This is a genomic window from Streptomyces sp. NPDC002817, from assembly GCF_053592055.1.
In genome coordinates, this window is the sequence record NZ_JBSFUY010000004.1 from 164,120 (window position 1) to 184,058 (window position 19,939).

The following is a 19,939-nucleotide window of genomic DNA, read 5'->3' on the forward strand; positions in this document are numbered from 1 at the left end:
GGGTTCCTGGCAATACGCCCTCCGCAGCTTAGGAATCAGCTGTCTTACCCATTTCTGAGGCGAGCTCCCGCTTTCTCAGTCCTTACACATCTTTTACTCAGCCCCGGTCAAAGGTTCGTCCCTAATTTGAGGCCGCGCCCACAGCGGGCGCCAAGAACCTCTGAGGAACGGGATGTTTGGCATCTATCTCAAGCGCGAACTGGGCCGGCGCAAGAAGGCCGCCCTGGTCATCGCACTGGGTCTGGCGCTCGGTATCGCGCTGGTCATCACCGTCAACTCGGTGTCGGCCGGCATGTCTCAGGCTCAGGACAAGGTCCTGAAGTCGCTGTACGGCCTCGGCACCGACATGACGGTCACCAAGGCCAGGTCCGCGCCGACCGACAACAGCTCGGGCAGACCGAACTTCGAATTCGACGCCAGTTCCAACGACAGCGACGACAAGCAGAGCTCCGACCGTGTGATGACGCAGGGCGGCCAGGCCCTCAAGGCCGCGCTCGTCGCCAAGGTCGCCAAGCAGGAAGGCGTGGCGAACGCGGTCGGCGCGATCACCCTCAACGTCACCAAGGTCGACGGCTCCTTCACCCAGGGCAAGGCGCAGTCCACGACCGGCAGCGGCCAGTCCCAGGGCCAGGGCGGCCCCGGTGGCGGCAGCGGCGGCAACAGCACGGCGGCCCCCCAGGTGCAGGGCGGCGGCGCCTCGTTCGACGTGAACTCCTACTCGGTCGCCGGCGTCGACGTCACCGACCAGACGCTCGGCCCGCTGGCCGGCATGGAGATCACCTCCGGCAAGACCTTCACGGCCTCGCAGACCAACGCGAAGGTCGTGGTGCTCAGCAAGTCGTACGCCAAGGAGAACTCGTACAAGGTCGGCAAGACCCTCAAGATCTCCGGCACCAAGTACACGATCATCGGTATCGCGACGGCCTCCAGCAGCGAGTCCACCACCGACGTCTACCTGCCGCTGAAGCAGGCCCAGACGCTGGCCGACGCCAAGAGCCAGGTCACCACGATCTACGTCAAGGCGACCGACTCGAAGCAGATCGACTCGGTCAAGGCGACGATCCAGAAGAACATCTCCGGTACGACGGTGACGACCTCGGCCGATCTCGCGGAGACCGTCTCCGGCTCGCTGTCCACCGCCTCCAACCTCGCGACCAGCGTCGGCAAGTGGCTGTCCATCGCGGTGCTCGCCGCCGCCTTCCTGGTGGCCGCGCTGCTGACCTCCTCGGCGGTGTCCCGCCGGGTGCGTGAGTTCGGCACGCTGAAGGCGCTCGGCTGGCCGAGCCGCCGGGTGACCCGGCAGGTCGTCGGCGAGTCGATGGTGAACGGTCTGATCGGCGGCGCCCTCGGTATCGGCCTCGGTCTCGCGGCCGCGTACACCGTGACCGCGATCAGCCCCAAGCTGACCGCGCAGCTCGGCAGCTCCGGCGGTGGCGGCATGGGCGGCGGCCCCGGCGGCGGTGGCGGTCCGGGCCAGCAGTCCACGCAGAACACCATGGAGATCGCGCTGTCCGCGCCCGTCTCGCTGACCACCATCGCCCTCGCGGTGGGCCTGGCGGTGACCGGCGGTCTGATCGCCGGCGCGATGGGCGGCTGGCGCGCGTCCCGGATGCGGCCGGCGGACGCGCTGCGCAGCGTGTCGTAGGGCTGGATCCCGCCCCCTTCGAGCTGGGGTGCCGCGTCCGTTCCCCCCGGGCCGCGGCACCCCACCCCCCTTACTTACGGAGAGCACCCCATGTACAGACTGACCGGCGTCACCAAGCGCTACTCGCGGGGCAAGGACACGGTGGAGGCGCTGCGCGGCGTCGACCTCACCATCGAGGACGGCGACCAGCTCGTCATCCAGGGCCCCACCGGTGGCGGCAAGTCCACCCTGCTGCAGATGATCGGCGGCCTGGACCGGCCGACCGAGGGCAGTGTCGAGCTGGACGGCGTCGACCTCGCGAAGATCAGTGAGGCGAAGCTGACCCGGCTGCGGGCGGAGAAGATCGGCATCATCTTCCAGTCCTTCAACCTCATCCCGACGCTCACCGCGCAGGAGAACGTCGAGACGGCCCTGGTCCCGCTCGGCGTGAAGCCGGCCGAGCGGCGCGAGCGGGCGGCCGAGGCGCTGCGCTCGGTCGGCCTCGGCGAGCGGCTCAGCCACGCGCCGTCCGAGCTGTCCGGTGGTCAGCAGCAGCGGGTCGCCATCGCCCGCGCGCTGGTGAAGAAGCCGAAGGTGCTCCTCGCCGACGAGCCCACGGGCAACCTCGACGAGGGCACCCGTGACGACATCATGGCGCTGCTGGAAGGGCTGTGGCACGAGTACGGGCTGACCTTCATCATGGTCACCCACGACTCGTCGATCGCGAAGAAGTCCCCGCGTCTGGCCACCATCAAGGCGGGGCAGATCACGCTGACGGATCAACGGCAGCAGTATGCGCAGCAGTTCGGCGGCCAGGGGTAGTCGTCGTTCGTCCGCGGGTGTGCGGGGCTGGTCGCGCCCACGCGGCTGAGCCGCATTTCGATACAGCCCCGCGCCCCTGGGTGGGGTCGCTCACCGTTCCAGGATCTGGTCGATCTCGGTCAGCTGAACGGCGGTCAGCGGCCCCTTCTCCATTGCGCCCGCGTTCTGTTCGGCCTGGGCCACCGAGCGGAAGCCGGGGATCGGGATCGTGCGCGGGCTGCGGGCCCAGATCCAGGCCAGGGCGCCCTGGGCGAGGGTGCGGCCGTCGCTGGTGAGGATGTCCTTGAGCGCGTCGATCCGGGCGAGCCACTTCGGGTCGGCCTCGGAGCCGCCCCCGAAGCCCGGGAGCCAGGCCGGCGGCCTGCTGCGGATGTCCCCTGTGTCCTGCGGCCCTTGGCGCTTGCCCGCCAACAACCCCATCGCCAACGGGCTGCGGTTGATGCTCGCGAGCCCCAACTCCTCGCACAGCGCCAGCATTTCAGGGGCGTCCTGCATGACATTCAGCGCGTGCTGCACGGCCGCACAGTGCTCGCCCTCCGCGAAGACGGCGGCGCGGGCGGGGTCGTCGGTGCTCCAGGCGTAGGCGCGGATGAGGCCTTCGCGTACGAACTCCTCGCACAGGTCGCGGAGTCGGGCGCCCTGGTCGGGGTGGGCGTCGGAGAGGTGGAGTTGGTAGAGGTCGACGTAGTCCGTGCCGAGGCGGGTGAGGGAGGCGGTCAGCGCCTCGCGGGCGTGGTCCGAGGAGGTGTCCTGCCCGTTGAGGACGCGGGCGTCCTCGTCGAAGAGGTTGCCCCACTTGGTGGCGACGACCACGTCGGCGCGGCGCTTGCCGAGGGCGCGGCCGAGGATCCGCTCACTGTGCCCGGTGCCGTAGACGTCGGCGGTGTCGAAGAAGGTCACGCCGAGGTCGAGGGCGCGGTGGATCGCCCGTACGGACTCGTCGTCGTCGACCTTGCCCCAGCCGAGCGGCTGCCCACCCAGGTCCTGCCACTCACCTCCGATGGCCCAGCAGCCGAAGCCGAGGGCGCTGACCTCTATGCCACTGCGACCCAAAGTCCTGTTCGTCTCCATGGATCGAGACGCTAGGCCTTGGAGCGCACTCCAGGGCAAGGACTTTCACGGAACCTGTCGTGCCTCGTCAGGCCTGCCCGGTCTCGAAGCGGGTGATCTTGTCGCCGTCGACCTCGAAGTGCCACTTGGTGCGCATCTCGCCCCAGGTGTCGTTGCTGTAGCGGGCGATGAGGACGCGGCCGCCGCGGGACTCGTTGTCGACCTCCATGTGACCGTGGGAGGAGAAGATCTCCCGGTCGATCCAGTCGTCGAGGTCACGGTCGGAGCCGTCGTCCGACATGGTCGCGCCGGGGGCGAGGAGGGCCATGAAGCCGTCGCGGTCGTGCGCGTTGACGGCGTTGACGAAGGCGCGGACCGCGGGGTCGCTGAGTTTGCCGGTCTGAATCGTCATGGCAGCCAGACTCACACCGCTCCCCCGGGGCCGCCACCCGAACGGCGGCGCGGGTGACTCCGAGAGGTGTCAGGAGTGCAACGGTGGAAACGCGAGGGGGATGTTTCGTCCATCTCTTACGGGAGTCATCGTGACCTCACACGCCTCTTCCTACGACCGACGCGATCTGGGCCTGCTGTTGCTCCGGCTGGGTACCGGCGGTGTGCTGGCCGCGCACGGCGCGCAGAAGCTGTTCGGCTGGTTCGGCGGCCACGGCATCGAGGGGACCGGCCAGTTCATGGAGTCCGTCGGCTACTCGCCCGGCAAGGCGAGCGCCACCGCGGCGGGCCTCGCGGAGGCGGGCGGCGGCACACTGCTGGCACTGGGCCTGGCGACACCGGCGGCGGGTGCGGCGGCGGCCGGTGCGATGGCGGGGGCGTCCACCGTGCACACGCCCAACGGCTTCTTCAACGCCGAGGGCGGCTTCGAGTACGCGGCGACGCTGGGCCTCGCGGCGACGGGCCTCGCGATCGCGGGGCCGGGACGTCTCTCCCTCGACCACGCCATCGGGCACGTGTTCGACCGGGGGTGGATGGTCCCCACGGCACTCGCGGTGACGGCTGCGGCCACGGCGGTGGTGGTGGGGGCACGCAACCGCAGGCTTCAGGAGAAGGAGAGGGAGGAGCAGGCGGAGCAGCTCGATGCGCAGGAGGCGTTGTTCGGGGAGTAGGGACGGCACGGGGCGGCTGTCGGGACACGGAGCCGGGGCACGAGGCGGCTGTCGGGACACGGAGCCGGGGCACGAGGCGGGCCCGGAGGAGGATGCATCGCCGGGCCGAAGGGCGACGCAGGCCCAGCCATCTCGCTCGCCGCCATCACGTGGGGTTGCGCAGCCCGCGCACAGTCACTTCCCGGCTTCCGCCTAGGATGACCCCCGTGAACGGCCCCGAGCACCACCCCGCATCACCGCCCCGGTGGCGGTGGCGGGCGCTGCTCGTGCTGGCTCTGCTGGCGGGGCTCATGGGCATGCACGCCCTGGCTCCGGGTGCGGCCGTCGCCGACGAGCACCCGCACACCCCGCCGCCCATGGCCACCGTCTCCGTCTCCGCGCCCCACGGCGACTGTCCCGGAGAGGGCCACTGCGGCTCAGGCCACGTCACGCATGCCGACACGACCTGTTCGGCGGCCTCGGTGAGCGGCGGGCCGTCGCTGCCCGCGCTCGTGCCCGACCCGGTCGCCATCGTCGTACGAGACGAATCACCGCGCGTGTACGCCGGCTCCGACCCGGAAGGCGCCCGGGCGCCCCCGTCCCTGGCGGAACTCCAACTCCTGCGGATCTAGACACCACGCCGCACACCTCGGTGTGCGCATCGGCATGTCCGGATCCCTTTCTCTCAGCAGGAGTTCAAGCATGAGCACCACCCGTACACGCCGCGCTGCCCTCATGGCGGCGACCGTCACCGCCGCGCTCGTCCTGGCGGCCTGTGGCGGCGGCGACAGCGACAGCGACAGCGGTCACGAGAGCGGCCACAACTCCCCCTCGTCGTCCGCCGCTTCCCACAACGCCCAGGACGTCTCCTTCGCGCAGGGCATGATCCCCCACCACCGTCAGGCCCTGGAGATGGCGGAACTCGCCACCGACCGGGCCTCGTCCGCCGAGGTGAAGGACCTCGCGGCCCGTGTCGAGAAGGCGCAGGACCCGGAGATCAAGACCATGTCCGGCTGGCTGAAGTCCTGGGGCGAGGAGGTCCCGGAGGCGGGCGCGTCGATGCCCGGCATGGACCACGGCTCGCAGTCCGGCATGCCCGGCATGATGGACGACGCGGACATGACGAAGCTGGAGAAGGCGTCCGGCGAGAAGTTCGACGCCCTGTTCCTGAACCTGATGGTCGAGCACCACGAGGGCGCGGTCGACATGGCCGGGACGGAGAAGGCGAAGGGCCGGTACGAGCCCGCCACCGCCATGGCCGACGACATCGTCACCGGACAGACGGCCGAGATCGAGGAGATGAACACCCTCCTCGGCAAGGACTGACCCAAGTGCCGAGCCGGGGGAGGTCCATGGCCTCCCCCGGCTGCCTGGGGGCTGTCAGTGGCGCATGCCAAGCTGCGTCCATGAGTGACCACGACACGACCGCCGCAGCACCCGTCGACATCTGGAAGGGCATCGACGCCTTGGCAACCTGGCTCGACACCAACCGCACCCTCGACGGCCAGGAATCCCTGCTCGTACGGATGTTGAAGCTCTCGGAGGAGGTCGGCGAGGTCGCCCAGGCGGTGATCGGCGTGACGGGCACCAACCCTCGCAAGGGCACGACCCACACCTGGGACGACGTCCAGAGCGAGCTGTGCGACGTCGTGATCACGGCGCTGGTGGCGCTGCGGACGCTGACGCCGGACACCAAGGAGGTCTTCGACCGGCATCTGAACCGGGTCATGGAACGGTCGCTGGGTACCTCCTAGAGGACACCGGCCAGCCAGTCCGCCGAGTACGGGCGGTGGTGCGCGGGCACGTTCGCACAGCCGTGGTTGCCCTCCTCCAGTGCCTTGGAGCCCCCTGCGGGCACCGGATCGGTCCCGGGGCGCGTACCGGGCCGTACGTCCCGTCACGCATCCCTGGAGCGCAGGGCGATGAGGCCACCGATGGTCGCCGCCGTCGTCCACGCCAGCAGCACGGCCAGCGCGACCCCCGCGGACAGGGTCGAGTCGCCCTGCTGGGCCACCTCCATGAGCTGCGCGCCCGCCTGGACGGGAAGGTGGTACGCGATCACCTTGAGGCCGGGGATGTTGAGCATGAGGGTCGGCAGGACGAAGTGGAACGGGATCAGGACGCCGAGAGACATCGCCGGGCTGCGCAGGACGACCGCCACACCGGCGCTGAAGAGCCAGATGAGGGTCAGCTGGACGACCGCGCCCACCAGCGCGCTCGCCACTCCGGGGCTGTCCAGCGGTACGCCGATGGAGCCGAGGGCCCGTTCCGAGGCGAGGAAGGACACGAGGACGGTGACGGCTGACACCCCGAGCGTCAGCAGCGCGCCGACGGTGAGCTTCGCCCCGTAGAGCAGGCCGCGGCGGGGCACGGCCAGCAGCGAGGTGCGGAGCATGCCGCCGGAGTGTTCGCCGGAGACGAGGAGGGCGGCGAAGACCACCAGGACCAGCTGACCCGCGCCCACCCCGACGAACCCGGAGTCGGCGGGGTGGAAGTCGGACCGGACCAGGGGGCTGTCCTCGGCGATGGCCTTCTTGACGGAGAGACAGTTGACGACGCCGATACCGACGCTGATCACGAAGGTGAGCAGCAGGGTCCAGGAGGTGGAGCGGACGGTGCGCGCCTTGGTCCATTCGGAACGGAGCACCGCGGTCAGCGAGTTCGTCATCATCATGGCCGTGGTCACCAGCTCGCCGTGCGGAACTCGGCGGCCTGCGCGGTCAGTCGCATGAACGCGTCCTCCAATGAGCTGTGTTCGGTGGCCAGTTCATGGACGGTCACCCCCTGATGGGCGGCGATGGAGCCGACGGTCGGCGCGTCCACGCCCGCGGCCATGACGGTTCCGTCGAGTTGCTTGTGGGAGCTGATGCCCTTGGCCCTCAGCAGCGACAGCAGCCGCTCCGGCTCCGGGGTGCGGACCCTGACCCTGGAGACGGAGTGGTCCTCGATGAAGCTGTTCATGTCGGTGTCGGCGAGGAGCCGGCCCTGGCCGACGATGACGAGGTGATCGGCGGTCTGGGCCATCTCGCTCATGAGATGGCTGGACATGAACACGGTGCGTCCCTCGGCGACCAACTCCTTGACCAGCGTACGGATCCAGCGCACCCCGTCCGGGTCCAGTCCGTTGACCGGCTCGTCGAGCAGCAGAATGTCCGGTTCGCCGAGCAGCGCGGTCGCGATGCCGAGCCGCTGCCCCATGCCGAGCGAGAACCCGCCGGTACGGCGGCCCGCCGCGCTCTCCAGACCGGTCTGGGCGAGCACCTCGTCCACCCGGCGCCTGGGCAGCCCGTTGCTCTCGGCGACACACCGCAGATGGTGGTAGGCGGTACGTCCCGGGTGCGCGGCCCTGGCCTCCAGCATGGCGCCCACCGTCCGCAGCGGGTCGCGGAGTTCGCCGTACCGGCGTCCGTTCAGCAACACCTGCCCGGTGTCCGGGCGGTGCAGGCCGACCATGGCCCGCATCGTCGTCGACTTCCCGGCACCGTTCGGACCGAGGAAGCCGGTGACGCGCCCGGGTTCGGCCCGGAAGGAGAGCCGGTCGACGGCGAGGGCCGTCCCGTACCGCTTCGTCAGGTCCTGGACTTCGATCATGCCGCCCAGACTGTCGCGGGGCCGTGCACGCCACATCGGACCACGGTCCGGACGGTGACCGGGGGTCCGACCACGGTCGTATGTCCGTGGTCGGATGCCTGTGGCCACCTGCCCTCGGCCTGTTGTCGACCGTATGCCCTCGGTCCGACGCGGCCTCCGACGGGTCGGCCCTACCCTGGACCGGGTGTCGATCTCCGACCCGGCCCTACGGTTCCCCCAGCGGCTCAGCCACCACCAGTTGACCGGACTGGACGCGGCGGCCGCCCTCGCGTATCTCACGGTCCTGCTGCCGCCGGCGATCGTCCGCGGGGGTGGTGCGGCGGGGGCGCCTCTGTGGGTGCGGTGCGCGCTGGTCGCGGCGGCGGGGATCCCGCTCGTGGTACGGCGACGGTGGCCGCGTCAGGTGTTCGCCCTCGTGCTGGTCGCCACCCTGTCCCAGGTGGCCCTCGGGATCGCCGTGGACCCCTTCGTCGCCGCGGCTTTCGCCCTGTATCCCCTGGCGTTGACGACTTCCTCGCAGCGTCTGGTCCCGACACCCGCGGTGGCCGTGGTCTGCGCGACGGTCGTGCTGGCCGGAACGGTCGCGGGGTCACCCCGTTCGTGGCAGAACGGGGTCGGGTTCCTCGTGGTCGGCGCCGCCGTCCTCGGGGCGGTGTGGACGGCGGGCTTCGCGGTACGGGGACGGCGGACACTGGCGCGGGTGGAGGCCGCGCGGCGCGAGGAGCAGGCCGTGCACCACGAACGTCTGCGTATCGCCCGCGAACTCCACGACGTCGTCACCCACAGCATGGGGCTGATCACCGTCAAGGCGAGCATCGCCAACCATCTGTTGGCGTCCCGCCCCGAGGAGGCGCATGACGCGCTGAAGGTGATCGAGGCCGTCAGCAGGGAGGCCATGACGGAGATGCGCGGCATCCTGCACGTCCTGCGCGTCCACCCGGACGGCGAACCGGCCGACCTGGACCCGACACCGGGCCTGTCCGACCTGCCCGCACTGCTGCGGCGGGCCGAGCACGCGGACGTACGGGTCGACCTCGCCATGGACCCCGACGTCCAGGTGCCGGACGGCATCGGCCTGGCGGGCTACCGCATCGTGCAGGAGGCCCTCACCAATGTGATGACCCATGCCGCGCCGACCCGCTGCACCGTCCGGATCGGGGTGACCGCGTCCGAACTGCGCCTGGAGGTACGCGATGAGGGACCACCGACCCGGGACAGGGACAAGGAACGGGAGCGACGCCGTACGCGGACGTCGGGGGGCGGCCACGGCATCCCCGGAATGCGTGAACGGGCCATGATGTACGACGGCACGCTCACCGCCGGCCCGCAGCCCGACGGCGGATTCCGGGTGACCGCGTGCCTGCCGTTCCTGCCCGCCCGACCGAAGCCCCCGGAGTCTCCGTGACGACCTCCGCCGCGACCCGGATCCTGATCGCCGAGGACCAGGCCCTGCTGAGCGGCAGCTTCCGCGTACTGGTCGACTCCGAGCCGGATCTGATCACTGTGGGCGAGGCGGGCACCGGCGCCCAGGCCGTCGCCATGGCTCGCAGCGAACACCCCGACCTCGTCCTCATGGACATCCGGATGCCCGAACTGGACGGTATCGAGGCCACCCGCCGGATCTGCGGATCACCGGTGACCGCCGGGGTACGGGTCCTCATCCTCACCATGTTCGACATCGACGAGTACGTCTTCGACGGCCTCCGCGCCGGGGCCAGCGGCTTTCTGCTCAAGGACACCCCGCCGGCCGACCTCCTCACCGCCATCCGCGTCATCGCGGCCGGCGACGCCCTGCTCGCCCCCGGAGTGACGCGGCGCCTGATCGCGGAGTTCTGCCGACGCCCTGAGGGGCATCGTGAAGGACGATTCGAAGGACGAGTCGAAGGACGCCTGGGAAGGTCCGCGTCCGCATCCAGTGGCCTCGACCGGGTCACCGAGCGCGAACGCGAGGTGCTCCTGCTGATCGCCTCGGGCCTGTCCAACACGGAGATCTCCGACCGACTGCATCTCAGCCACGGCACGGTGAAGACCCATATCGGTCGGCTCCTGGCCAAACTGGAGGCCCGCGACCGCGCCCAACTCGTCATCGCCGCCTACGAATCCGGACTGGTCCGTCCCTCGGGCGAGCAAGGGTGACACGCATCGGACCGTCGGCGGCCGAGCCACGAAGAGATACGACACCTGGGTCTCAGGCATCGTCATGGACCGCTGCGGCGGGCCGAGTTGAACCCTGACGCTGAGATCGATCACGGTGCGCCGCTGACCCCGTACCGGCAGCTGGCCGAGATTCTGCGTGCGCAGATCCAGCGCGGGGACTGGCAGCCTGGACGGATGCTGCCGAGTGAAGCCCAGTTCGTGCAGCGGAAGGGATCGCGCGGACAACCGTGCGGCGAGGGCTTGGCCTGCTGGCCGAGGAAGGCTGGGTGTACGCCGTTCCCCAGCGGGGGTAGTTCGTCTCGGACCCTCTGCCGCCCACTGCCGAAACGCCCACCCAGCCAGCCCTCCGATCGTCGCCTTCTCCCTGTCCGGCGGGTTCTCAAGCGCTACCCGGCCGACTCCTGACCACCGCCGCACCCTCGACCAGCCCCTGGCGGCCTACCAAACACCGACAGAACTTCCGGAGAGCCACCTAAGATGACGAGATCCATCTCAGCGGCCCGACGGGCTTCCTGATCCGCTTCCGCGGACACCGGAGGACATGCCCCCCACCCGCACGAGTCTTCTTCGTGCTGCCTGGGGGCATTTTCTTGCTGTTCCGTGAGTCCGCGGCGTCCGTAGCCGCCCGCCTCCTCGAAGGGTCGCTGGCGCTGCATCTGACCGAGAACTTCCGTCACCAGCACGGCCGGATGCCCGCACGGGCGGAGATACGGTCCTGGGAACGCAGCCTCCCGGCACTCGTCAACGCACTCATGGAGGCCGACCTCGGCGACGTCGAGGTCCTCATCGAGTACAACTTGCCCCTCACCAGCAAGCGAGCCGATGCCGTGCTGGTCGGCGTACACCCCAGGACGGGCGAACCGTCGTACGTCGTGGTGGAGTTGAAGCAGTGGAGCTCGGCCTACCCGGAGGAGGACGAGCCGCTGCTGTGCCGTATCGATTCCTACGCGCAGCCCGTGCTCAACCCAATCGAACAGGTACGGGGCTACTGCGAGTATCTGCTGTCGTTCAACGGGGCGTTGGAGCGGATGCCCCAGTCCCTGGCGGGCGTGGCCTTCCTCCACAACGCGACGGAGTTCGGGATCGCCGGACTGCGCGGTGTCAAGGAGGACCAGCAGGGCCGGATGTACACCGGTGAACAGCGCGGCGCCTTCCTCGACTTCCTCCGCTCAAGGCTCGCCACCAAGCCGGGCGCGCAGGCAGCGGACCTCTTGCTCAGCGGCAAGGTACGGCCGTCGAAGCAGCTGATGTCCGTGGCGGCGGCAGAGATCCGCGACCGCGAGCAGTTCGTCCTCGTCGCCGAACAGCGGGACCCGTCTTTCACCAAGGCGACTCCGGACGACGACGTCGACCGTCTCATCCGCACCACGTACAAGGTACTGCTGACTCGGGGAATGGTCGGGACGATCCTCTACTCGACGGACGCGGAGACGCGGGAGAAGCTGCGGTCGCTCGTCCATCCCGCGACCGGAGCCGAGGTGCCGGCGCTCGTGTAGTCCCGCGTGCGCAAAAGGTGGTCGTCTGTTGTCAGAACACCGCTCTGGAGGGTCTTGCTCCACAGGTTGAAGCCCGGCAGGACCACGACGGCAGACGAGTCGGGCTGTACGCCGGGGAGAGTCATCGCAGCGCTATGACCTGCGTGAACGTGCGGGGAGGGCGTTTCCGTGGCTACGTTGGTGGCTATGCGAGGAGGCGCCCCGCCCATGGGGACAGCCGTCGGGACGGGATGGCGGGGATACCTCCACGGCTCGCCCAAGGCGGGACACTTGCCGGAATCCGTACTAGAATCTGTACAGAATCAAGCCTCTATACGGGTACGGAGACAGCGTGGAGATCCCTGAGGTCGTGACCGTAAGCGACGCGCGCGCGAGACTTTCGCGGATCCTGACCGACCTGTCGGAGTCCGGCGCGGATGCCGACCCGGTCCTGATCGGCGCCCACCGCAAGCCCCAGGGCGTCCTCCTGTCCGTCGAGGCATTCGAAGCCCTGAGCGGCCGAGCGGCACGACGTGCGGCCGTCGCCTCGGCCACCGGCTCCATCGAGGCCGAGGGACTCCAGGCCTCCAATGTCTCAGACCACGACACCGAGGCGTACGTGAAGGGCGACCTCGACGCGGACACCCTTGTCGCGCGCGCGATCGCCCGCCACCGACAGACTTCGGAGCGGCGGGCAGGGTGAACGATCCGTACGCCATGCCCAACGGCGTGCTGCGCAACAACCTCGGCATCACCGACCATCAGCTGCTCGCGGCAGCGGAGGCGGACATCACCCGGGCGCGCCTCGTCATGCTCGCCGAACGCCCGCTACCCGGCGCGTACGACCTCGGCCATCTCCAAGCGTTCCATGCCGCGGTCTTCGGTGACATCTATCCGTGGGCAGGCGAGTTACGCACCGTGAACATCGCCAAGCGCACACCATTCTGCCCGGCGAGAAACCTGGTGCCCTACGCCGGAGAGGTCTTCGGCCGTCTCGCCTCCTCCGGCCGGCTTCAGAATCTCCCCCGGCAGGAATTCGTCATCCAACTGGCTACGTTGTACGGCGACCTGAACGTCCTCCACCCGTTCCGCGAGGGCAACGGCCGTGCCCAGCGGGCGTTCCTTGCCCAACTCAGCGCCGACGCGGGATACGCCCTCAACTGGTCGGGCATAGACCCTCAACGCAACGAGGACGCCTCGGTGAAGAGCTTCCTCGGTGACAACAATCTGTTGGAACAGCTACTCGACGAGCTGGTCACCAAGAACTGACGCCCGTCACTCCGGCTAGCAAAGATCCTCGGAACAGGGCGCATCTTGACCGGGGAGCGCCTCCCCCAGCTCCGCCCACGCCCACCTTCGACCCTGCGAAGCGTGGCTACCTTGGTGGCTACGAACGTAGCCGCGCGGTCCTGTTTGAAACGGTACGGAGCGGGGTCCGCCCAAACCCCCGGATCTACGAGAAAGGGCCTCTGACCATTACTTTCGCTGGTCAGAGGCCTTAGTGGCAGACGAGTCGGGCTGTACGCCGGGTTCTGTCGCCCGGTCGCCTCGCGGCGGCCGGGGAGACGGCCATCCATCTAGGGCCGGTGTTGCCACCGGCCTCGTGCGGTCTACCCAGGGACTCGGGCGGGCAGCCCTCGAACGTCCCCGCAGAGCGCTTCTTACGGCGCTCCTTTTGACCTTGCTCCAGGTGGGGTTTACCTAGCTGCCCAGGTCACCCTGGGCACTGGTGGTCTCTTACACCACCGTTTCACCCTTACCGAGGACCGAGGTCCCCGGCGGTCTGTTTTCTGTGGCACTGTCCCGCGGGTCACCCCGGGTGGCCGTTAGCCACCACCTTGCCCTGTGGAGCCCGGACGTTCCTCGGGAAGCCCCCGTCAAGGGGACTCCACGCGGCCGTCCGCCCGGCTCGTCTGCCGTGTCGACCATGGTACCGGGCCCCCATCCCTCGCAGGACCGGCCGCTGTCGCCAGGACCGAGCCCGCCAGGATCAACGTGAACGCCGCCCCCACGCCCAGGGTCAGCTCCTCCCCCAGGAACAGCGCGCCCGCCGCCACCGCCACCGCCGGGTTGACGTACGTGAACACCGTCGAGCGCGTCGGGCCGACCTCCTTGATCAGCTCCAGGAAGGCGACGAAGGCCACCCCCGTGCAGATCACGCCCAGGCCCGCCAGGGCCAGCAGGACAGTGGGCGAGGGCACCGCGGCAGGCCAGGTCATCGCGGCCGGCGTCGCGTACACCAACGCTGCCAGGCCCAGGCAGGACGCCGTGAGCTGCAAGGACGGGACATTCCTCAGGTGCCGTGCCGCTATCAGGGGCGCCGTCGCGTAGCCCACCACCGTCACCAGCACCTCCGCCAGCGAGCGTGCGTCCCCGCCCGTCAGGTGCGGGACGGTCAGGACCCCCACTCCCGCCAGGCCCAGTCCCAGACCCGTCAGCCGCCGCGCCCCCAGCCGCTCCGTGTCACCGAAGAAGCGGGCCAGTGCCACCCCCACGATCGGCACCCCGGCGATCAGCAGACCCGCCGTCGAGCTGGACAGATGGCGTTCGGCGTCCGTGAGCGTGAACCACGGGCCGATGATCTCGATGCACGCGAAGGCCAGCATCGGCTTCCAGAACGACCTGACGGTCCCCGCCAAGCCCCTCGCCGCGAACGGCAGCAGCAGCGCCGCGCCCAGCGCACACCGCGTGAACACCACCACCGACGGGGACAGCGGGGCCTCCACCGCCACCTTGATCATCAGGTAGGGGATGCCCCAGACCACTCCCATCAGGGAGAACAGGAACCAGCCGCGTGCAGTCATGCGCACACCTTGGGCCGGATCAGGGCCTGAGGTCTTGAACGCTGTTGCGGTACGCCGCCGGGGTCACGCCGAGGACGCGGCGGAACCAGCGGGTGAGGTGCGCCTGGTCCGCGAAGCCGACGAGTGACGCGACCTCCGCCGGCCGCAGGCCCGTGTCCAGGAGGCGGCGGGCGCGGGTGACGCGGTACTGGGCCAGCCAGGCGTACGGCGGCAGCCCCATCGTCGTACGGAAGGCGCGGAGAAGTTGGTAGCGGGACAGGCCCAGGTCGGTCGCGAGGTCGGCCAGGGACGGGGGGTCCAGGAGTTCGTCGGCCAGGCGGTCCCGTACGAGAAGAGCGAGCCGGTCCGCGCCCGGGATCGTGTCCGTCGTGGCCCGGGCCGTGGAGTGGCGGCGTGCCAGGGCCGTGAGCAGCCAGGGGAGGCGGGACTCGGTCTCCAGGGGGTCGGGGCTGGCGCCCAGTTCGGTATGGGTGAGGAGGATCGCCGCGGCCAGTTCGGGGTCGTCTATCAGCGGCTCGCGGAAGTGCGGGACGCCACCCAGCGTTCCCTCCGTCAGCAGGGAGGTCTCCGCGTACAGCGCCCGGTACGCGTAGCCGTCGGTCGCATTCCCAGGGCCGCCGGTGTGCACCTCCCCGGGCGCCAGTACGACGATCGAGCCCGGGCCCGTCCGTATGTGCCCGCCCCGGTAGTCGATGATCTCCGAGCCGTCCACACAGACGCCGACCGTGAACTCGTCATGGGCGTGCGGAGCGTAGACGTGCTTGTCGAAGCGGGCCGTCAGGAGGTCCAGGCGCGGACCGCAACGGCCCAGCCTCGCCCTGGTCCACAGCGCCTGCTCCACCACACCGCCCCCTGTCCGTCGTCCTCAGGGTGCAACGCCGGGGTGCTCAGAGAAAGTCCACTGTCTCGAGGTCGAAGGAGAACGGCTCGGGGAGCGCGAGTGGTTTCCCGAAAGGCCGGGTGCACTGCTCGCGGTAGTCACCCTTCTCCGGGTCGCTGAAGAGCGTGATCGAGGTGGCCTCACGGTCGACCAGCAGATACAGGGGGATGCCACCGCGGGCGTAGCAGCGGCGCTTGGCCTCGCGGTCGGCCTTGGGCTTGGTGGACGTCACCTCAAGGACCATGGCCACCCCTTGGCAGGGCATCCAGGAGTCGGTGCCTCGGTAGAGCCGCAGTTCCCTGGGGGCGAAGGTGCCGTCGGGAATCAGTCGGTCTTTCGGGCAGTCACCCCTGCTCTCCAGCCTCAGCCCCTTGTTTCCGGCGAACTGCATCCTGGTTCGGGACTGCTGGTGCACCTGCTCCACGATCAGTCCGATGTAGTCCTCGTGGTCCCCGTCCGGCGGCGGCGTCACGACGATCTCCCCCTCGATCAGCTCGGCCCGGAAACCCTCCGGAGCGTCCAGGGCGAGAAAGCCCTCGAGCAGCACGTCCGCCTGCGTGAGCGGCTCATGGGCCATGGCAGTCACGTCACGCCCCTCCTTCTGTCGCTCGCCAGGGTGGGACATCGGCTGATCACCTGTCCGTGAGATCGGAAACCGTTCCCTCGATCGTGGCACACGATCCCGGCCACCGTCAGGCACGCCGAACCGCGCGCTTGACCCTGCCGCAACGTCAACGTCTCTACTGATCCCATGCGGATCGGAGAACTCGCCGCCGCCGTCGGCGTCACCACGCGGACCGTGCGGCACTACCACCATCAGGGGCTGCTGCCGGAGCCGGAGCGGCTGGGCAACGGGTACCGGAACTACACCCTGCGGCACGCCGTCGTGCTCGCGCGGATCCGGCGGCTGACCGAGTTGGGGCTGGGGCTCGCGGAGGTGCGGGACGTGCTGGCCGATGACACGGAGAAGGAGCTCACCGAGATCCTCCAGGAACTGGACGCGGATCTCGCCCGGCAGGAGGCGGCGATCCGGGAGCGGCGGGTGCGGCTGCGGGCGCTGCTGGACGCCGACGGGCTGCCCGCCGAAGGGCCCGTCTCCCCCGAACTCACCGCGCTGTTCAGCGAGATGGCCCCGCTCTCCGACTCCCCCATGGCCGCCAAGGACCGTGAGGTGCTCGCCCTCATCGAGTCCGCCGCGGGTCCGGAGGAACGGGAGCGGATGCTGTCGGCGGTGAACTCCGTGCTCGCCTCGCCCGAAGGCGTGGCCAGGGCCAACGAGGCCTACGCGCTCCTCGACGCGCTCGCCGAGGCCTCCGTCGACGATCCTCGCGTGGACGACGCCGCCCGCAAGCTCGCCGAGAGCACACCGCGCGAACTGCTCCCCGAAGCCGTCTCCCTGGACCACGGCAGCAGCTTCCTGCGCGCCTTCTACGCCGACTTCGCCCCGGCCCAGGCGGAGGCCATCCGTCGCGCCATGCGCATCCTCACGGAGGAGACATGAAGACAGCGGCCTCCGCCCTCGTACGGCATGAACTGCGGCTGCTCGTCAGCCTCGCGCTGTGGGTGACCCGGCGGACGCATCAGACCCGCCACGGACAAGGATTCGGATACGCCCGTGGCGAGGGGCCGTTGATGTTCGGGCTCGCGTTCGTGTGCGTGATCGAGTCGGTGACCATGTCCGTGCTCTTGCGGGATCTGCCGGCCGTGCACACACCCGTTCTCGTCCTGGACGTCTACACCGTCGTCCTCGTCATCGGTATGCACGCGGCCAACGTCGTACGGCCCCACGTGCTCGACGCCGACTCCCTCCGGATCCGCCGCGCCGCGCACGTCGACCTGCGCATACCGCTGCACCAGATCACCGACGTACGGCGCGAGTTGCGCGCCACCCACCAGCGCGCCGACGGCGAACTCGACCTCGCCATGGGCGCACGGACCACCGTCACCCTCGAACTGGCCCGGCCGGTCCGTCACTTCACCTTTCTCGGGCGCCCGAAGCAGATCCGCCTCGTCCGCTTCCACGCCGACGAACCCGGCGAGCTCGTACGAGCGGTCACGCAGGCACGAAACGCACCTTCCCGGGAGCTGCCGGATCTGCCTGTGCGAGGCGGACCCGCAGTCGGTCGCCCAGAGACAGACCGGCGCCCTCAACCCGGCCGATGACCGCCGGTGACTCCAACTGCACCACGCCCACCGTCGGTCGACGCTCCTCCACCTCCACCACGCACCCGTCGAACACCTCCCCCACCCGGTCCTTCAGCAGGGCCGCCTCGACGATGTCCACGCAGGCCCGTTCCACCGCGCCCGCGCGCCGGCCGCCCTCGGCCATTTCGCGAGGCAGCGCGTCGAACGCTGCCAGGACCCAGTCGGGCACCGGCTCCCCCGCGACCGCCGCGAGGCAGATCTCCGACGCGTACCGGTCGGCCAGGCGGCGCAGGGGTGCCGTGCAGTGGGCGTAGGGCGCGGCGACCGCCGAGTGGGTGGTGATGTCGGGCAGTACGCCGTCCCTGAAGACCGTGTAACCCGCGCCCCGCAGCAGCGTCGTGCACTCCTGGAGGAACGCCGAGTGGTGCGGGATGTGCGGGTCCAGGGAACGGACCAGCGCCGCGTACGACACGTGGTGCGGCCAGTCGATGTGCAGGGCGTGGGCCGTGCGGCGCAGGCGGTCGACCGCACCGTCGGGGGCGGCGGGGAGGGTGCGCAGGACGCCGGTGCCGTGCGCCAGCATCAGGTCGGCCGCCGCCATCCCGGTCAGGAGGGAGATCTGGGCGTTCCAGCCGTCGGCGGGCAGCGGGGCGCGGTACGTCAGTTCGTACGTCCCGTCCCGCTCGACGATCTCCTGTTCGGGGACGTTCAGCGAGATCCCGCCCCGCTCCACCTCCAGCTCCTCCCGCAGCCGTCCGATCACCTCCAGCAGCGCCAGTGGCTCCTCGGCCGTCTTCGCGTCGATCTCCTTCTGCACGCCCTCGTAGTTCAGCTTGGCCCGGCTGCGGACCAGGGCGCGGCGGACGTCGACGGCGACGGTACGGCCGTCCGCGTCGAGGTCGATCGTCCACAGGGCGGCCGGGCGCGTCCGGTCCGGGAGCAGGCTGGCCGCGCCCTCGCTGAGGGAAACCGGGTGCAGGGGGACCTTCTCGTCCGGGAAGTAGAGGGTCATCACGCGGCGGTGCGTCTCCGCGTCGAGGGCCGATCCGGGGGTGACGAAGGCGGCGACGTCCGCGATGGCGTACCGGACGCGGTAGCCGGTGCCCTGGCGGGAGAGGTGCATCGCCTGGTCGAGGTCGGTGGAGGTGGGCGGGTCGATCGTGAACAGGGGGATGTCGGTGGCGTCGTGGGACGGGAGCACGGGAGGTGTCCCGGCGTCCGCCGAGGCCTCCGGCGGATACGCCTCCGGCACTCCCAATTCGGTGCGCAGCGCTGTGAGGGCGGCCCGGAGGGGGGCTTCGGGGGCGCCGGTCACGCGGATGTGGCGGCGGGGCATACAGCGAGCGTAGGGCCGGGAACCCCGAGGAGCACGCCGTACGCTGTCGCAGAGCTGTACAGGATCTACAGCCGTTACAGCTGCTACCGCCGCTACCGAAGGAGATCCCGCCCGTGCTTGTCCTGCTGCCGCCGTCCGAAGGCAAGGCCTCCTCCGGTCGTGGCGCCCCGCTGAAGCTGGAGTCGTTGTCGCTGCCGGGGCTGACCGAGGCCCGTGAGGCCGTTCTCGGCGAGCTCGTCGAGCTGTGCGCCGGTGACGAGGGCAAGGCGCGTGAGGTGCTCGGGCTGAGCGAGGGGCTGCGGGGCGAGGTCGGCAAGAACACCGAGCTGCGGACCGCCGGGGCACGGCCCGCCGGGGAGATCTACACGGGTGTGCTGTACGACGCTCTGGAGCTGTCCTCCCTCGACACGGCCGCCAAGAAGCGGGCCGCCCGTCAGCTTCTCGTCTTCTCGGGGCTGTGGGGTGCCGTCGGGGTCGCCGACCGGATCCCCTCGTACCGGTGCTCCATGGGCGTGAAGCTGCCCGGCCTCGGAGCGCTGGGCGCGCACTGGCGTACGCCGATGGCGGCGGCGCTTCCCGAGGCCGCCGGGAACGGGCTGGTGCTGGATCTGCGGTCCTCGGCGTACGCGGCGGCGTGGAAGCCGAAGGGTGAGGTGGCCGGGCGGACGGCGAGTGTGCGGGTGTTGCACGCGCCGACGCGGAAGGTGGTCAGCCACTTCAACAAGGCGACCAAGGGGCGGATCGTACGGAGTCTGCTGTCGGCGGGCATCGCGCCGGCGGGGCCTGCCGAGCTGGTGGAGGCGCTGCGGGACCTCGGGTACGTGGTGGAGGTCGAGCCGCCGAAGGGCGCCGGTAAGGCGTGGACGCTGGATGTGCTGGTGGACGAGATCCACTAGCGATTGCACCCTCCGCAACGACCGTTGCGCACACCGCTCTCCCTGGGCACGATGAGGCC

The 19,939-nt window shown here is 70.0% G+C and carries 21 protein-coding genes, 1 other RNA gene and 2 pseudogenes; 15 read left to right on the forward strand and 9 right to left on the reverse strand.

Annotated elements, in window-relative coordinates:
- The first annotated feature begins 172 nt into the window (after nt 1-172).
- Together ACWD3I_RS09695 and ACWD3I_RS09700 are read left to right on the forward strand one after the other, a co-directional pair.
- Complete coding sequence (locus tag ACWD3I_RS09695; protein WP_365406204.1) at nt 173-1,645, forward strand: ABC transporter permease; 1,473 nt, start codon at nt 173-175, stop codon at nt 1,643-1,645.
- A 90-nt stretch (nt 1,646-1,735) separates the two neighbouring features.
- On the forward strand, nt 1,736-2,446 hold the full coding sequence (locus ACWD3I_RS09700) for an ABC transporter ATP-binding protein (protein ID WP_365406207.1): 711 nt from the start codon (nt 1,736-1,738) through the stop codon (nt 2,444-2,446).
- A gap of 90 nt (nt 2,447-2,536) precedes the next feature.
- Here the strand turns inward: ACWD3I_RS09700 and ACWD3I_RS09705 are convergent, their stop codons facing one another.
- On the reverse strand, nt 2,537-3,517 hold the full coding sequence (locus ACWD3I_RS09705) for an aldo/keto reductase (RefSeq protein WP_365406210.1): 981 nt from the start codon (nt 3,515-3,517) through the stop codon (nt 2,537-2,539).
- Between the two features lie 67 nt (nt 3,518-3,584).
- Nucleotides 3,585-3,908 (reverse strand): nuclear transport factor 2 family protein, encoded by a 324-nt coding sequence (locus ACWD3I_RS09710; RefSeq protein WP_365406213.1) that lies wholly within the window; start codon nt 3,906-3,908, stop codon nt 3,585-3,587.
- A gap of 100 nt (nt 3,909-4,008) precedes the next feature.
- On the opposite strand from ACWD3I_RS09710, the gene ACWD3I_RS09715 reads away from it, so the two are divergent.
- From ACWD3I_RS09715 to ACWD3I_RS09730, 4 genes are all read left to right on the forward strand, one after another.
- Complete coding sequence (locus ACWD3I_RS09715; RefSeq protein WP_266893261.1) at nt 4,009-4,617, forward strand: DoxX family membrane protein; 609 nt, start codon at nt 4,009-4,011, stop codon at nt 4,615-4,617.
- A 197-nt stretch (nt 4,618-4,814) separates the two neighbouring features.
- Complete coding sequence (locus ACWD3I_RS09720) at nt 4,815-5,228, forward strand: DUF6153 family protein (protein ID WP_451084059.1); 414 nt, start codon at nt 4,815-4,817, stop codon at nt 5,226-5,228.
- 70 nt (nt 5,229-5,298) lie between these two features.
- Nucleotides 5,299-5,922, forward strand: a complete 624-nt coding sequence (locus ACWD3I_RS09725) for a DUF305 domain-containing protein (RefSeq protein ID WP_365406219.1) — start codon at nt 5,299-5,301, stop codon at nt 5,920-5,922.
- 80 nt (nt 5,923-6,002) lie between these two features.
- Nucleotides 6,003-6,350, forward strand: coding sequence for a MazG-like family protein (locus tag ACWD3I_RS09730; RefSeq protein ID WP_365406222.1), 348 nt, complete (start codon nt 6,003-6,005; stop codon nt 6,348-6,350).
- A 143-nt stretch (nt 6,351-6,493) separates the two neighbouring features.
- Here ACWD3I_RS09730 and ACWD3I_RS09735 read toward each other — a convergent pair whose 3' ends face one another.
- Nucleotides 6,494-7,282: an ABC transporter permease gene (locus ACWD3I_RS09735; RefSeq protein ID WP_365406224.1), complete on the reverse strand. Its 789-nt coding sequence runs from the start codon at nt 7,280-7,282 to the stop codon at nt 6,494-6,496.
- On the reverse strand, nt 7,279-8,187 hold the full coding sequence (locus ACWD3I_RS09740; protein WP_365406226.1) for an ATP-binding cassette domain-containing protein: 909 nt from the start codon (nt 8,185-8,187) through the stop codon (nt 7,279-7,281). The genes ACWD3I_RS09735 and ACWD3I_RS09740 overlap by 4 nt, the downstream gene beginning before the upstream one ends.
- Nucleotides 8,188-8,371: 184 nt before the next feature.
- Here ACWD3I_RS09740 and ACWD3I_RS09745 point away from each other — a divergent pair, with 184 nt between their 5' ends.
- The 6 genes and pseudogenes from ACWD3I_RS09745 to ACWD3I_RS09770 all read left to right on the forward strand — a co-directional run bounded on the left by ACWD3I_RS09745 (nt 8,372) and on the right by ACWD3I_RS09770 (nt 13,088).
- Complete coding sequence (locus ACWD3I_RS09745) at nt 8,372-9,592, forward strand: sensor histidine kinase (RefSeq protein WP_365406229.1); 1,221 nt, start codon at nt 8,372-8,374, stop codon at nt 9,590-9,592.
- Entirely contained in the window at nt 9,589-10,323 is a 735-nt protein-coding gene (locus ACWD3I_RS09750) for a response regulator transcription factor (protein WP_365406232.1), read from the forward strand. Before ACWD3I_RS09745 ends, ACWD3I_RS09750 begins: the two co-directional genes overlap by 4 nt.
- Nucleotides 10,324-10,410: 87 nt before the next feature.
- A pseudogene (locus tag ACWD3I_RS09755) lies at nt 10,411-10,637 on the forward strand (winged helix-turn-helix domain-containing protein).
- A gap of 297 nt (nt 10,638-10,934) precedes the next feature.
- Nucleotides 10,935-11,840 carry a DNA/RNA helicase domain-containing protein gene (locus ACWD3I_RS09760; protein WP_365406235.1) on the forward strand — a complete coding sequence of 302 codons (906 nt, stop codon included), beginning with the start codon at nt 10,935-10,937 and terminating at the stop codon, nt 11,838-11,840.
- Nucleotides 11,841-12,171: 331 nt separating this feature from the next.
- Nucleotides 12,172-12,522: an antitoxin VbhA family protein gene (locus ACWD3I_RS09765; RefSeq protein ID WP_365406238.1), complete on the forward strand. Its 351-nt coding sequence runs from the start codon at nt 12,172-12,174 to the stop codon at nt 12,520-12,522.
- The gene (locus ACWD3I_RS09770; protein WP_365406241.1) at nt 12,519-13,088 is read left to right on the forward strand and encodes a Fic/DOC family protein; all 570 of its coding nucleotides are present in this window, start codon (nt 12,519-12,521) and stop codon (nt 13,086-13,088) included. The genes ACWD3I_RS09765 and ACWD3I_RS09770 overlap by 4 nt, the downstream gene beginning before the upstream one ends.
- Before the next feature lie 236 nt (nt 13,089-13,324).
- Here the strand turns inward: ACWD3I_RS09770 and rnpB are convergent.
- From rnpB to ACWD3I_RS09790, 4 genes and pseudogenes are all read right to left on the reverse strand, one after another.
- Nucleotides 13,325-13,731, reverse strand: an RNA gene (rnpB, locus tag ACWD3I_RS09775) — RNase P RNA component class A.
- 115 nt (nt 13,732-13,846) lie between these two features.
- A pseudogene (locus tag ACWD3I_RS09780) lies at nt 13,847-14,623 on the reverse strand (DMT family transporter); the annotation flags it as partial.
- Nucleotides 14,624-14,642: 19 nt separating this feature from the next.
- Nucleotides 14,643-15,467 carry a helix-turn-helix domain-containing protein gene (locus ACWD3I_RS09785; protein WP_365406243.1) on the reverse strand — a complete coding sequence of 275 codons (825 nt, stop codon included), beginning with the start codon at nt 15,465-15,467 and terminating at the stop codon, nt 14,643-14,645.
- 43 nt (nt 15,468-15,510) lie between these two features.
- Nucleotides 15,511-16,080, reverse strand: a complete 570-nt coding sequence (locus ACWD3I_RS09790; protein WP_365406283.1) for a Uma2 family endonuclease — start codon at nt 16,078-16,080, stop codon at nt 15,511-15,513.
- Between the two features lie 174 nt (nt 16,081-16,254).
- Here ACWD3I_RS09790 and ACWD3I_RS09795 point away from each other — a divergent pair, with 174 nt between their 5' ends.
- Both ACWD3I_RS09795 and ACWD3I_RS09800 read left to right on the forward strand, forming a co-directional pair.
- Nucleotides 16,255-17,004: a MerR family transcriptional regulator gene (locus ACWD3I_RS09795; protein ID WP_365406246.1), complete on the forward strand. Its 750-nt coding sequence runs from the start codon at nt 16,255-16,257 to the stop codon at nt 17,002-17,004.
- Nucleotides 17,001-17,666, forward strand: coding sequence for a hypothetical protein (locus ACWD3I_RS09800; protein ID WP_365406249.1), 666 nt, complete (start codon nt 17,001-17,003; stop codon nt 17,664-17,666). Before ACWD3I_RS09795 ends, ACWD3I_RS09800 begins: the two co-directional genes overlap by 4 nt.
- On the opposite strand, the gene ACWD3I_RS09805 is transcribed toward ACWD3I_RS09800, so the two are convergent.
- Nucleotides 17,557-18,984, reverse strand: a complete 1,428-nt coding sequence (locus ACWD3I_RS09805) for an RNB domain-containing ribonuclease (protein ID WP_365406251.1) — start codon at nt 18,982-18,984, stop codon at nt 17,557-17,559. The genes ACWD3I_RS09800 and ACWD3I_RS09805 overlap by 110 nt on opposite strands.
- Before the next feature lie 113 nt (nt 18,985-19,097).
- Between ACWD3I_RS09805 and yaaA the strand changes: the two genes are divergently transcribed.
- A complete protein-coding gene (yaaA, locus tag ACWD3I_RS09810; RefSeq protein WP_365406254.1) occupies nt 19,098-19,880 on the forward strand; it encodes a peroxide stress protein YaaA in 783 nt (260 codons plus the stop codon).
- Nucleotides 19,881-19,939 lie beyond the last annotated feature (59 nt).